General features: G+C 70.0%; 9 protein-coding genes. 3 read left to right on the top strand and 6 right to left on the bottom strand.

The window, feature by feature from the left end; all coding sequences use genetic code 11:
• Positions 1–43: 43 nt before the first annotated feature.
• From IE239_RS10875 to mblB, 5 genes are all read right to left on the bottom strand, one after another.
• A complete protein-coding gene (locus tag IE239_RS10875) occupies positions 44–334 on the bottom strand; it encodes an ArsR family transcriptional regulator (protein WP_190149032.1) in 291 nt (96 codons plus the stop codon).
• Between the two features lie 369 nt (positions 335–703).
• A complete protein-coding gene (locus IE239_RS10870) occupies positions 704–1627 on the bottom strand; it encodes a hypothetical protein (protein WP_159049604.1) in 924 nt (307 codons plus the stop codon).
• A gap of 364 nt (positions 1628–1991) precedes the next feature.
• Complete coding sequence (locus IE239_RS10865; protein ID WP_190149031.1) at positions 1992–3092, bottom strand: patatin-like phospholipase family protein; 1101 nt, start codon at positions 3090–3092, stop codon at positions 1992–1994.
• Entirely contained in the window at positions 3089–5641 is a 2553-nt protein-coding gene (cap2-3, locus tag IE239_RS10860) for an anti-phage 6A-MBL system cap2_3 protein (RefSeq protein ID WP_053743995.1), read from the bottom strand. Before cap2-3 ends, IE239_RS10865 begins: the two co-directional genes overlap by 4 nt.
• Entirely contained in the window at positions 5638–6951 is a 1314-nt protein-coding gene (mblB, locus tag IE239_RS10855; protein WP_053743994.1) for an anti-phage 6A-MBL system MBL-fold protein, read from the bottom strand. The genes cap2-3 and mblB overlap by 4 nt, the downstream gene beginning before the upstream one ends.
• A 637-nt stretch (positions 6952–7588) precedes the next feature.
• On the opposite strand from mblB, the gene IE239_RS10850 reads away from it, so the two are divergent.
• The 3 genes from IE239_RS10850 to IE239_RS10840 all read left to right on the top strand — a co-directional run bounded on the left by IE239_RS10850 (position 7589) and on the right by IE239_RS10840 (position 11352).
• Positions 7589–10303, top strand: a complete 2715-nt coding sequence (locus IE239_RS10850; protein WP_053743993.1) for a hypothetical protein — start codon at positions 7589–7591, stop codon at positions 10301–10303.
• A gap of 433 nt (positions 10304–10736) precedes the next feature.
• Positions 10737–11120 (top strand): hypothetical protein, encoded by a 384-nt coding sequence (locus tag IE239_RS10845; protein ID WP_190149030.1) that lies wholly within the window; start codon positions 10737–10739, stop codon positions 11118–11120.
• 67 nt (positions 11121–11187) lie between these two features.
• Positions 11188–11352: a hypothetical protein gene (locus tag IE239_RS10840; protein ID WP_181411809.1), complete on the top strand. Its 165-nt coding sequence runs from the start codon at positions 11188–11190 to the stop codon at positions 11350–11352.
• A gap of 954 nt (positions 11353–12306) precedes the next feature.
• Here the strand turns inward: IE239_RS10840 and IE239_RS10835 are convergent.
• A complete protein-coding gene (locus IE239_RS10835) occupies positions 12307–13284 on the bottom strand; it encodes a hypothetical protein (RefSeq protein WP_024126946.1) in 978 nt (325 codons plus the stop codon).
• Between the last annotated feature and the right edge of the window lie 4 nt (positions 13285–13288).

Raw genomic sequence — 13288 nt, 5'->3', positions numbered from 1 at the left:
CCCTGCCTCACCGGGCTCCGGCCGCACGCGGCGGCCCCGCCGACTATCCAACCCGCATGGGTACGGACTGTTCTGCCAAACAGCTCAACAGGCCTTCGAGACACTGCCAGAGCGCGTCGTTGTCGCTGCGCCGGTACCAGCGGCGCCGCTCCCCCGGCGTCCGCGGCAGCCGCTCGGCCAGCCCGGCCTCCACCAGGGCACGGATCGGCGCCTGATAGACACTCGCCGGTGCGTTGCGGGCGGCGGCAAGGTCTCCCAGGCACACACCCTGCTCGTCCGCTGCCGCCAGCGCCCCCATCAGCTCCGCCCGGTAACGGTTGCCGAAGACCCGCACGGACACCTCACGCAACCGATCCAAGGCCTCTTGAGACATAATTCATGATTCGCTAATCGCTAATCCTATGTCAAGGGCGCGGCGCAACAGGTCATATCTGCCGACGGCATGCGTGCCATCGGTCAGGAGAACGCGTTGACCAGAGCGCTGGTGATCGTCGCGGCCAGGGTGAGGGTCGCGGCTAAGGCGGGTGGATCCGCGCACGGTCTTGTGGCTCAACGAGGCGCAGCACTATCTCGGCGCGGGCCGCGAGCCGGGCGAACGCATCGGTGCGGCGCTGCACGGCCCGCTCACCGGTGGCGCCTGTCCGCGCCGGCCCGCGGCAGAGGGCCTCCTGCCGCAGGCCGGGGCCTGTGGCAGGAGCAGTGATCAAGGCTGTACCTGTGCCCGCACCGCGAAGATCTCGTGGTCTTCCGCCGACCCTCTGATGGAGGAGACTTCCCGGTGCCACAGCCCCACGACCAGTACCGAGCCCGCGCGGCGTGCCGCCTGAATCCACTGAGCGCCGGCTTCGGCTGAATACTCGGGGGACCCGATGGTGACAGCGAGGGTGTCCGTGCCGTTCCAGCGCACTCCCCAGGGACGGTGGGTGTCCGGGTGCTGTTGCAGGATCCACGGTGTGATGCCGGGCAGGGTCTTCCAGGTGTAGAGCGGGAAGCCACAGCGTTCGGCGAGGTCGTCGATCGTTCCGGTGAGGTCCGGCGAGCTGAGGGTGAGCGCCGGGAAGGATCCTCCGGGTACGGGGACGAAGCCGGTGTAGGCAGCCACGTAGAAGGGCGGCCGCGGCGGGGCCAGGTCGATGACCAGGGAATGGAGCGGCCCGGCCGTCTGCATGTGGATCAGTTGCGGGATGGCGTACGCCCAGATGTCGACCAGGTCGGTGATGAAGTCGCGGAGCTCGTCCTCCTCGAGATAGATCACGAACTGATACGCCTCGTGGTGGCCGTACCGGGGGACGGTCTGGCAGAAGGCGAGGGTGGTGGGAGTGAAGCCGTCGCCGAGTTCGACCGGTAGCGACGCGGCCAGGGCCGCCGGGACGAGCGGCAGTCCCCCCGTCATCCGGTCCATCGCAGAGGTCAGGCAGGGGTCGCAGTCGGCGAGCCGGGCGCCGATGGCTGATGCGGCTGCGGTCATGTCGGCCGTGACGGAGATACCGAAGGGTTTGCCGCTGACCGGGGGCAGGATGGGAGCCGGGTGCGTGTGCAGGGTGCCGGAGCGGGCGGAGGTGTAGGAGGTGCCGGTGCGGCGGGCGGTGCGCCGGGCCCGGTCTTTGCGCGCGTGTTCTTTGGTCATGGCGATGGCCTCGAGTCTGCGCTCCGGCCCCATGATCCGGTGCGCGGGATCGGGCGCATGCGGACCTGTTGGTCAGGCTGATGAACAGCTGTGGTGGTACGCGCAGTTGATGCGGCTGATCGCTCCGGATGCCCGGGCACCTTTGCCGTGTGGGCCGTTCATGGGCCGGCCCCGGCTTGGGCCGATGCGCTCGGCCTGTGGAACAGGCTAGCGTCCGCAGGCTGCGGGCTTGGGCTGTTTCTCTCCTTATCTTTTACATGCTCCGGCGACAGGTGACCGGCCTGGCGCCTGGAGCGTACCGAGTGCCGCACGTGATGGTCGGTCGGCCCGGACAGGTGTCGCCAGGGGGACGTGCTGCCGCGTGTCAGTACGGGGAGGAGGGCACGTACATCGGCAGGACGGTGCGCATGAGTTGTTCGCCGCGGGTGGTGATGGCCTCGAAGTGGGCGCGGCTCATGGCGGCGAAGTTGGTCGGGTAGGTGGCCACCGCGCTGCGCGGGACGAGGTCGGCAGGCGGCGCGGGCAGACGGTCGTCCTTCATGCCGAGGTAGGCCAGCGCGAAGCCGTCGATGCGTCCGCTGGCGGCCCATTCGTGCAGGCGGGAGCGGGCGGAGTCCTGGGCTTTGCGGTGGACGGTGGCGAAGGAGCGGTTCAGACGTCCGGCCATGAAGTGCGGTGCCTTCAGGGCGAGTTCGCCCAGTCCCGCGTCGCACGCGATGATGAAGGGCACGTCGTAGACGTGCTGGGTGTGGTGCGGTGAGCGTCCGGGTTCCAGGACGGACAGGCCGAGGTTGTCGTAGACGCCGCCGTCGGTGAGCAGCACGGTGTGCTGCTGGCTGTGCCCGTCGCGGTGCTGGAAGGTGAAGGTGCGCTCCAGAGCCGGCAGGAGGGCGGGGTAGGCGGCGGAGGCGGCCACGGCGGTAGCGACGTGGATGGGTTCGGTGATGGTGCCGTAGCGGGAGCACCCGCTGCGGGCGCTGCCGAAGCGGACGGCGTTGGTGGTGGCCAGGTCGGTGGCGGTCAGGACGACGTCCAGGCCGGGGTGGGTGACGTCGGCCATGGTGGTAGTGGCGAAGGCCTTGCGGGCCAGGACGGCGGCCAGGGCGTCGGTGCGGTTGGCGGGACGGGCGACGCTGATGTCGGTGGTGCGGGTGAACAGTTGGCGGGCTCCTGCGCGGGCGGCCGCGGTGAGGTTGCGGGCGGCCGCGGAGGGCTTGAACGCCTGGCGTGCGATGTCGAGTTGCAGGCCGGAGCGCAGCAGGTCGGTGGCGTGGGCGTCGAAGTCGGCGAAGTCGGGCGGGCCGTAGGCCCACAGGGCGGCGAGCAGGGATCCGCCGGAGATGCCGGAGACGACCCGGATGCGGTCGAGGAGATCGCGGTCGTTGAGGGCGCGCAGGCAGCCGAGGTGGAAGGCGGCCGCGCGGGAGCCTCCACCGGACAGGGCGAGGCCGATGGTGCGGGTCATGGGCGGGCATCGTCCGATCGGCGTGGGGCGGGCAGGGGGTTGTCGGTGGTGGGGCGGGTGGCGTAGCCGCCGGGCCACCAGAGGGCCGAGCGGGGGCGGCCGGGTGGCACCGTTGTAGCTGGTGGAGTGGTGGCCGCGGTGGTGCGGGCGGCGAGGCGGGCGTAGAGGTCTGGTCCGTCGCCGGTGGCGAGCCATTTCTGCCAGACGGGTTGCGGTCCGCCGGCGATGAGGACCAAGGCGCGGGCGGGGGCGTCGTCCAGGGGCAGGGTCAGCAGTTCCATGGCCGTGCGGTCGGTGGCGCTGGGCTGTGCCGGCGAGTGAGGGTGGGTGTGCCACAGGCCGAGGAAGCGGCTGGTGTTGCCGGTCGCGGTGCGGCGGGCGGCGAGGTGGCGGGGGACGCCGTCCAGACCGTGCTGGAAGTAGGTCTCGGCCAGCAGGGAGTCCGGGGGCGGGCCGGTGGCCTCGTCGACGTAGATGATGCCGGTGGAGTCGTCGATGGCGCCCAGCAGCATGCCGCCGGTTTCGACGCGCGGGCCGCGGACGCGGGCGCCGCGGCGGGCCTCGGCCCGCATCTCGGCGAGCGCGGCGGGGGCGATGCGGACGTCGTAGCCGGTGGCGTCGTCGGTGATGATCGTGTCGTTGGGCCATGTCAGCCAGCGCGGCCCGGCGGGCTGAGGATCGGTGGGGCCGCTCGGGGTGCGGACGGTGAGCGCGGCCATGGTGTGCTGGTCGGCGGGAGTGTTCAGGGCGTGGAGGATGCCGGTCATGAGCTGTCCGGCCAAGGCGGTGACGTCGGCGGCCGAGCCGGTGAAGGTGGCGTCCGAGCAGCCGGGTTCGGGCTGGAAGAGCTCGGTGCGGGGCTCGGTGGGGAAGAAGTCCTCGACCATGTCGGCCAGGGCACCGGTGGGATCCGTGCGGGCGGTCAGGGCGGTGCGGCGCAGCACATCGGCGCCGCCGCCGGTGGCCCCGTGCGGTGAAAGCGCGGCGATACCGCGGGTGGCCTGGTGCCCGATCATCACAGTGGCCAGGTGCGGCCAGTGGGTGGGGTCCGTGCGGCGGGCGCGTTCGAGGAAGGCCCGGACGACGCGGTTGGCGGTGCAGTCCAGGATCAGGTCGAAGGAGTGCACGTCGAGGGCGGGAAGACCGCGGGTGATGTCGGCGACAACGGGCTCGATGCGGGTGGCATGCGGGGCGATCTGATTGAGGCGGGCGGCCAGGACATCGGCCTTGGGGTAGCCGATGTCGGCGTCGGCGTAGGGCTGGCGGGCGGGGATGCCGGGGTGCACGAGTGACTGGTCGACGACGGTGAGGTGGGCGGCACCAGCACGGGCGCAGATGTCGGCGGCGGGCGCGCCGAGGGCGCCGGCGCCCAGGACGAGGATGCGTTTGCCGTGCAGCCAGGCCGCCGGGGTGTGGTGGTCGCGGCGGACGGTGACCTCGGGGCGGGCCTCGTAGAGGCGGATCCACCGGGTGGTCAGGGTGTCGAGCCATTCCTCGCCGATCTGCATGATCTCGTCGCCGAGTTCGGGCAGTTGGCGGTCGACGTAGGCGGTGACGGCGCGGCGGGTGAGTTTGTCGGCGAAGTCGGGCAGGTGCCAGGCCACCAGGTGGGTCCGGCGGGGGCCGTGGCCGCTGGTCCCCCGGGAGGGGGTGCCCAGCAGCAGGTGGACCGGGGCGAGGGGGTGCGGTGTGCCGTCCGGGCCGGTCTGCTCGGCGGCAGTGCGCAGGCGGCGGTTGTGGTCGGCTGCCACGCCGACGAGACCGAGGACCATGCGTGCGGTGATCCGGCCGCGGGCGAGGGCGGTGATGAGCGCCCGGGCGGTGTCGGGGTATTCGAAGGTCAGGTGGTCTGCGGTGATCACGGCCGGGGCGAGGAACACCTCGGCGCCGTTGGGGAGTTGGGCTGCGGCGCGGGCATCGGCGAGGGTGGGCGGCCACGGTTGGCCGAAGGGGAGCCAGCCGACCACGTCACTGCGCTCATCACTGATGCGATGCAGGAGGGCCGCGCCCAGCCACGGCTCGTCGTCCTCGGCGGCAGGCGCGTCGCGGCGGACGACGAGCAGACCGTCCGCGTAGTCGCCCACCGCGTGGGGTGGGTGCAGCGGCTCACCGGGCGCATCCAGTTCCCCGGCCGCGGCGGCCCGGAACCAGTCCAGCAGGCGCGTGATGAACCCGTACATGCCGTCGGCCGGGTCCCACTCGGTCGCCGTGGAGCGGTACAGGCACGGGAAATGAGCCCAGACGACGTGCGGGGCCCCGGCGAAGCGGCTGTGCCGGGTGTACACCAGCGGGACCTCGAAGGGGAAGTCCGGCGGGATGTAGAGCGTGACGGGCTCCTCGCTGCGCAGCCGCAGCCCGCCCTCGGCGCGGGACAGACCGGCGCAGCCCACGCTGATGCGCGCCTCCACGAAGCCCGTGGGGGCCTTGGCGGGTGCCGTGTCCACATGGGCGAGGAAGACCCCGCCGCGAGCTGAGCCGGTGATCTGCCGGAGCTGGTCGAGGGCAAGTTGCTGGCCGGCCGTGACGGCCGTAGTGGTGCGGTCGCTCACGCGTCACCGAATCCCAGGGGCGTGGCGGGTGCGGCCTTGTCTCCGCGGGCCTGCTCGACGGCGCTGCGCGCGGCGGCGGCCGCCCGCGGGGAGGGAAGCGCGGCGGTGGCGGTGAAGGCGGCAGCCGGGAAGCGGGTGGTGCCCAGCGCGGCCAGCATCCGACGGCCACCGCCCGCGGCCTTCATCACCAGGGACTTGCTCTCCAGCTCGGCGACATCGACGAGTTCGAACCCGAGGAAGGGCTCCAGGGCGAATACCACCGGCCGGGGCTCGTCCTGGGTGGGGTACTCCCCCGTGCACAGCACCGGCAGCACGGTGATCTCCTCGTAGGCGTCACGGGCCAACAGATGGGGCGGGTTGTGGCCCTTCTCGTCCTGGTCCCGGAAGGGCCGCGAACTGGCGATCACCCGCGCGTCCGGGCTGGCGTAGATTTCGAACTGGTCGAGGATGTCCTGCTTGCGCTCCTCCTCGCCGTCCTCGCCCTTGGCGTACATGACCTTCTTGGAGCAGTGGTGCGGGGAGAGCAGCAGGTCCCACTCCACCCGGTCGGTGTTGCTGAAGTACTCGCTGTTGTCGAAGATCTTCTTGATCGTGGGGTAGGCGAGGTCGCCGAGGAGGAGCAGCCGGCCCGTCGTGCCGTCGCCGGTGTGCATGCGGATCTGCAGGGCGAGGGAGGTCTCGTTGCGCTCGCCGGCGCAGTCGCCCTTGAACGGGGCGTGGACGAACGCCTCGAACGTCTCCGACAGGTCGTTGCCGTCGATCATCGTGATCGTCTTGCCGGGGAAGGTGAAGTACTCGTCGGGCAGCTCGCTGTAGGAGTGCTGGTCGCGGTCGTCGTCGTAGCCGATGATCCGTACCCGGTCGCCGCTGGCGGGCTCCTCACCGTTCTCGAGGGCCTCCAAGGTGGCGGCGACGCGGCGCTCGACCTCGTCCTGGAAGAGTTGGGCGTCCTCGCACATGGTCGTGTCCTCGGAGATCTCCCGCCACAGCCGGGGCGTTGCCCAGATCTCCCCGATCAGGATGCCGCTGTCCAGCAGGTCACCGAACCCGCAGCAGTGGTCCAGGTCGGCGTGGGTCAGGGCGAACACCGCGAGGTAGGGGGTCTTCCCGTCCAGCCAGTTGGGGCGCGGCAGGGTATCCGCCAGCCGGTCGATGACCGCGGCGACCACCGCCCCCTTCTCGTCGGCGGCCTTCATGTCCCGCAGATCGACCTGGAGGACCAGGTCGCCGCCGAGCACGATCGTGGTGGAGTCGCCCGTGCCGACCGGCCAGAACACCACCCCCCGCTCGGGAAGTTCCGTCTCGACCATGCCCTGCCTCTTCACTCGATATTGATCAACTAACGGGAAAACCACACAAGTTCTCTCCTTCTTCACATCTACCACGCGCCACTGACAACACGGCCTCATCAGGCATTTCATGCGCCAACGGGGCCACTGTCAGGGGCCGTTGCCCGCCCCGGATACATCTGGCACGCGGCCTCTTCGCGGGTCGGGGCGGGGCCGGGTGACGATCAGGGAGGGTGGCCCACGTGCTGTGTCAGCGCTTGCTGCGGCGTGGGGGTCGCACCCGCAGCAGGCCCCTGTGCGATGCGCGGCGGCACCGCGATCGGAACGGCGTGATCAGAATTCCCGGGCAGGCTCGACCTCTCTCATCGCCTTCGTCGGCCAAGCCCACGGCCATCTCGGCAGACGGGGATGCGTCACCACGGGAGCGGCCTGCAAGGTTCACCTTCCAGGCCCGGGAGAGCGTGCTGTTCCAGTCTGCGGGTCTTTTCCGGATCCCGGCCCCTTGGGCCCCTGCACTGAACCGCACGGTGCGGGAGGTCACGCAGATCTGCCGGTGGGCCGGGTCGAGGCCTCGCGCCGCGGGGCGGGGCCCCTGCCGGGTCCTCCCGCACCGCGGCCGACGCAGCCGTTACCTCGGCGGGACCGTTACCCTGGCGGGGTGCACGACCAGGAACCGCCACCGGCCAGCGGCACTGCCCAGGACAGCGCGACACAGCCGGCCGCCCCACTCAATCCGGCGCAACTTCGGCGTATCACGTCCCTGCACCGCGGATTCACCTACCAGAACCTGTACGCCGTGGGCTGCCTGCTGCGGCTGCGTCAGGCCGGTGCGCAGACGCTGCTGATGGAGCTGGACGAGGACCTGGAGGTCGTGCTCCCGGATCGGTATCTCTACCTGCAGGTCAAGACCCGGCAGGGCAATCTGATGTGGAGCGACATCAGGGGGTCGGTCGACCAGTTCGCCAAGCTACGCGCGGAGCACACGGCAGGGCGGCGCCCCGGCACGCCAAAGCTGGTTGTGGTCAGCAATACCGCACCGGGTCCGGATCTGCTGCAACGGACCCAGCAGCCGGGCTGGCAGGCGGACGTGTCGCTGCTGTGGCCGGGCCATCCCGATCCGCAGGAGACGTGGCTGCCGCCCGCTGCTGCGGATCTCGCCGGTGTCCTGCAGTGGTGCACCGAGCAGGCCGCCCAGGTCCCGTTCGGGTCCCTGGGAGCGCAGACGCTGGTGTGGAAGCTGGCTGCCCGCATCCAGTACGCGAGTGCCGGAGCCCATGGGCGAGCCTTCCATGCCAGTGAACTGCCCTCCCTGTACGAGCAGTTCGTCGAGGAGTTGCAGGCCTTCCCCCAGGTTCCCGACGTCTACTGGCCGCATGGCAGCGAACCGGAGCTGACGGGCGAGCAGCGCGTGCGGCTGGTAACGGGCTTCTCCGGGGCCGGGAAGACGACCTGGGCGGCGCACGCCACCGCCCGGTGCCCGCTCCCGGTCACCTACTTCGACGCCGGCCAGATGCCGCCCGCGGTGGTGCCCGGTGCGCTGGCCCGGGAGGTTGCTGCCCGGCACCTGAGCGGGCCCGATGCCGTCAGCCTGCCGAGCGGGGCCGGCATCGACGTCCTTCGGGCCGTGCACGGCCGACTGGCCCACGACGACACAGCCATCGCGGTCGTCATCGACAACGTGCACGTCCTCCCATCCGACCACGTACGGCTGCTGGTCCAGGCGCTGCCGACGGCCCGGATCACGCTGCTGGGCCACCCCCACCCGGAGCAGACCGCGCTCGCCGCGCATCTGGGTGTCTCCGCCGAGTCCTTGCCCGGCTGGGACACCGACACCGTGGCCGCCGTCTTCGCTGCCGAAGACTGCACCCTGGACTACCCCACCGCACAGCGGGTCTTGGCGCTCACAGCTGGTTTGCCGCTGTACGTCCTCAACTCCGCGGCGCTCACCCGCACTCTCTACGCAGGTGACGGTGCCGCCTTCTGCGCGGCGGTGCAGGAGCAGACCCACCTCGCCCCCACGGCCCAGGAACGCATCCTGGCAGAGACCTTCGGGCACCTTTCCGTGCTGGCACGCACGATGGCCGGCCTCATGGCCATCGCCGAAGTTCCCCTGAGCAGCCCGGAATTGCAGCAGCTGGCGGCAGCCGCGGGACCGACACGTCCCGCTGCCGCGGCCGGGGCCGTTCGCGAACTCGCAGGCCTCGGCCTCGTACAGACATTCGCCGACGGTCTCGCCAAACTCCACGATGCGGCCGCACCGTTGGCCCTCCATGCGTCGCATGACCTGCCTGAGGAAGCCGCCCGCCGTGTCGAGCAGGCCCTGGCTGGTCTTCTCGAGGGCCACAGGGAGCTGCCGCGGCTGGCCCGCTGGATGCGGCTGCTCGCCGATACCGGCCAGATCGACCTCTTGCTGGAGATCACCAGCCAGGAGGGCTTCTACGAGGGTGGCTTCCCACGCGAACTGCGCACGGTGATCGCGGACGTGGCGCAGGAACCGGGTCGGGACACCGTCGACCGCCTTGATGCGCACAGTGCGCTGGCCACCTGGGCATACGGGGACACCGATTGGGACGCCTACGCACGCCACGTCCACGCCATGGAAGCCCTCGTCTCACAGGGCGGCAGCGGGATCGGACCACGCGAGAAGGTCCTGGTGGCCACCCGCCAGTTCCCTCTGCACGGGCACACCGGTGACATCGAAGCCCTCGATGCTGCATTCAGGACAGCCCTGGCTGAACTTCCCGCCCCCTCTTTCCTGGAGCGAGCCCTGCGCTACGGCTACGTTCAGGGGCTCTACCACTCAGGCAGCTACCGAGCCGCAGGCCCCGCAGCCCTGGACCTCGCTGACGCCTACTGCGATCACCTCGGCCTGACCCCGGCCGACCTCCACGGACCCATCGAGGCACTGCAGCAAGCCTGCTCGGACAGCGAGACACCCGACGACTACAAACGCCTCGCCGACTGCTTCGCCATGCATGTCAAGTGCTGCCGTCAGCTCAAACTCGACTACGGCAGCGCCGCGTTCCCCGCGATGAAGCTCTACATGATCACGGGAGCCTGGCGGTCCGCCGTCGACCTCGGCCAGGACGTGGTCGAGACCCTGCTGCGCTTCGACGAAGCCCAGGCCGCCCTGAGCCTGATCGACCGGCAGCTCCTGACCATCACCCAGGCCTACAACCTGCCCGAACTCATCGTCGGACTCAGGTCTCACCGAGCCGTGGTCCTCGCCCGTACCGGAGACATCGCTGCGGCCAGAGCAGAGATCAGCAGCCTCACACAGTACGAGCCCACCCCCGCGCAGGCAGACGACATTCGCGAGCAGGCCAGCATCATCGAGGAGCTCGCTGCTCAACAGGCCCAAGGTCACCCGTGAGCCACCTCGCCAGGCGGGACGCTCGCCTGTTCCCTCAAGCCGACGCTTCGGTCACCCGACCAGTTACACCGCACTCCCCCGCACGTCTCTGACCTGCACAAACGCAAGACAATCCACAGGGATTCTCGTGGTAGCTGTGACTTTCCAGCTCAGTCACGAACTCGCAGCTCACAGGGCCACACATCGTTGGCCATAGCCGAACAGAACGCAACCTCCAGAGGTCAGGTACCACGCGCACTTCGGTCCGGACTATCCAGCTTGACCACGTGTGCCCAGCTCACATCCCGAAGCGCACCAGATCAGGGCCGGGAATCCACACCGCACTCACCGGGGCCGGGCCACCCCGCCTACCGTCGGTCCGCGCTGTTGCTTATTTCCTTTTCATTGTGTAGTGTTATCACATCAGCCAGTCGCCGCCACCCTGGGAGATTCCATGTTTGCCCTGCTTCGCCGTTCGCCGAATGTCGCTACGCCCGTCACCGAGAAGTCGGCGATGTGCCCCGCGACCGGGCTTCCGTACGGTGAGCCCGGCTCCCTGGAGCGACTGACCTGGATTTTCGCCGAGCAGGACCTGGAGGACATCCAGGAGCGCATGGAGTACTTCGCGCAGCGCGCCGCCGCGCGTCCCGAGTCCGGCCTGATCGTGTCCATCATCAAGACCCCCATAGCCCGTCCGCACATCATCCGCATCGGGGACTTCGAGTCCGGCGGGGACCGGCGCGGCGGCACATGTGTCGAGTGCGGGACGCACGGTGAACTGTCCGCGCTTCGGGACCTTGCCCGCGATGACCTCGGCTGTGGGGCGGCTCGGTTCTAAGCACCGGGTGCCGCCCCGCCGGGGCGGCACCCTAGTTCGACCCGTTGCGCCACCGAAAGGACCCCTGATGACTGACAGCAAGATCACGGAGTTGCTTGCCCGCGCAGCGAGTGGCGACCCCGAGGCCGCCGCCGCGTTCATGCGAGCGCGGGCACTGCGACTGCACGCGGCGGAGCGCGTCAGCGCCAGCGGCCGGGCCGCCGCGCGGCGGATGCTCCGGGCAGCCTCGTAATCTCGCGCGCCGCTCCCCTCCCGGCGCGCCCCTCCCCCGCCCCCCTTGCTCGCGCCCCGCTCAGCGTTTCGCTGGGCGGGGCCGCTTGCGTTCCGCAGCCCTCGGCGACCTGCTCAACTCCCCGACCCTCTCCACACCGTTGCGGCTCTCTGTCTCATGCTCGCCGTCCCTGGGCCGTCCCGCTTCCGTTCTCCCTTCCTGTCTCGTGCTTCGTGGTCTGTCCGTGTCTCGTCTGTCGTTGTCTGCTCCCTCTGTTCCTCTACCTCTTCGGCTCTTGTGCTCTGCTGCTTTCCTCTCGCTTGCTGTTGTCGCTCCGCCCGCTCTCGCTCTTCGCTGCTCCTCTTCCCCCTCTCCTCCCGTCCTGCTGCTGCTCTCCCATCCGTGTCGCTTCTTCCTCTCCCCGCCGGCTTCCTCCTTCCTGTCGTTCGCCTGTAGCTCTTCGCTGATGTCCTCATTGCCCTTGGGGGTCTCGTAGAGAAGTAGTCGGCGCGTCCCAAGCCCCTTGACCGTCCCCCTGAAGTGCAGGTTTCCGTGTCGGGGGCGCAGCGTGGGGGCAAGTTGTGGGGCAAGTTGAAAGGCAAGCTGTAGAGCAAGTTGCAGGGCATGTTGTGGGGCAAGTTGTAGGGCAAGTTGGCTTTTGGCGGTGGTCTGCGGGGGCGAGTCCTGACTTTCGCGTGGGGGTGATTTCTCCCCCCTCCCCGGATGTCGGAGGGGGGAGAAGTCGCCCCCACGGCAGTTGCGTTCTCGGGGAGGAGAAATCTCCCCCCTTCCAGGGGGGGAGATTTCTCAGTGGTCAGGGGGGAGATTTCTCAGTAGCTGTGGTGGGGGAGATTTCTCCCCCTCTCGGGTTGGGGGAGAGAAATCACAGTCCGAGGGAGTGGCTCCGGGAGGGCCGGCGCAGGTCGGGCGGGCAGTTCGGTGTCGGCGGTTCTGGCCGGCTGAGACGTTGTGGGGTCATGCTCCCTGCGGCGACACGGTGGTCGCGACCGGCCCGTTGTCGGCGATGCGCCCATCGAGGCAGAGCTCGCGGTAGCCGGACGTGTAGGTGAAGCCGTGGCCCTCACAGGTGGTGCAGTCCGGGGCGTGGGCGGTGGGGGCGCCGAAGCACTGGATTGGCTCTTGGTGGACTGCGGTGCCGTGGTGCTCCCAGGTGAGCACGGTGAGGACTTCGCCGGTGCCGTCGCAGCCCCCTGCGCAGTCGTGGGGGTGCGGGTGGTCGTCTTCGTCATGGTCGTCGAAGTCGCGGAAGGCGTCCAGGAGGTAGGCGCGGGCGCGTAGGTCGCTCAGGGCGGCCCGGCGGTCGAGGGCGCGCAGGGCGTGGCCGGCGGTGGCCGCGGCCGCCGCTGCGGCGTTGTCGGCCGGTGACGCGGTGGCGGCCCAGTCGAGGAGGAGCCCGCGGGTCATGAGGTGTTGCCGTTGTTCGCTGGCGACGTCGACGGCGGGGAAGAGGGGTGTGAGGCCGAGGTTGGCCCAGGCGTAGGTGTCGAGCATTTGGCGGACCAGCCGGGGGCCGGATCGGCGGAACGGGCGCTGGTGCGGCAGAGAGTCGTCAGTGGCGTGGGGTGCTCGGTATGCGTGGCCATGGGTGTGGTGGTGGAGTCGGGCGTATTGGGCCCGCAGGTGGTTGAGGCCGTTGTGGGGGTGGTCGTCGAGGGCCAGGCCGTCGACCTTGCGGAGGAGGGCGCCGTGGTCGCGGGCGGCTTCGTAGAGGTCGGGGTCTTGGGTGCGCAGGGCGAGGACGTCGACGAGCGCGCCGGCGTGCAGGAGATGGAAGCGGCGCAGGGCGGGGACGGCGTTGCTGTCGGGGTCGTGTTCCAGAGTGTCGGTGAGGCGGTAGTGCGCCCAGCGCGCTTCGAGGATGAGCCGGGTTATGGACGGGCGTTCGTTGCGGTACGCCCTTACGGCGTGTTCGGGGTGCTGGCCGACAAGCACGGAG

The sequence above is a fragment of the Streptomyces humidus genome (assembly GCF_014649655.1).
Classification (GTDB): Bacteria; Actinomycetota; Actinomycetes; order Streptomycetales; family Streptomycetaceae; genus Streptomyces; species Streptomyces humidus.
The sequence above is the reverse complement of the archived record's forward strand: the minus strand, read 5'-3'. Positions and strand labels throughout refer to the sequence as shown.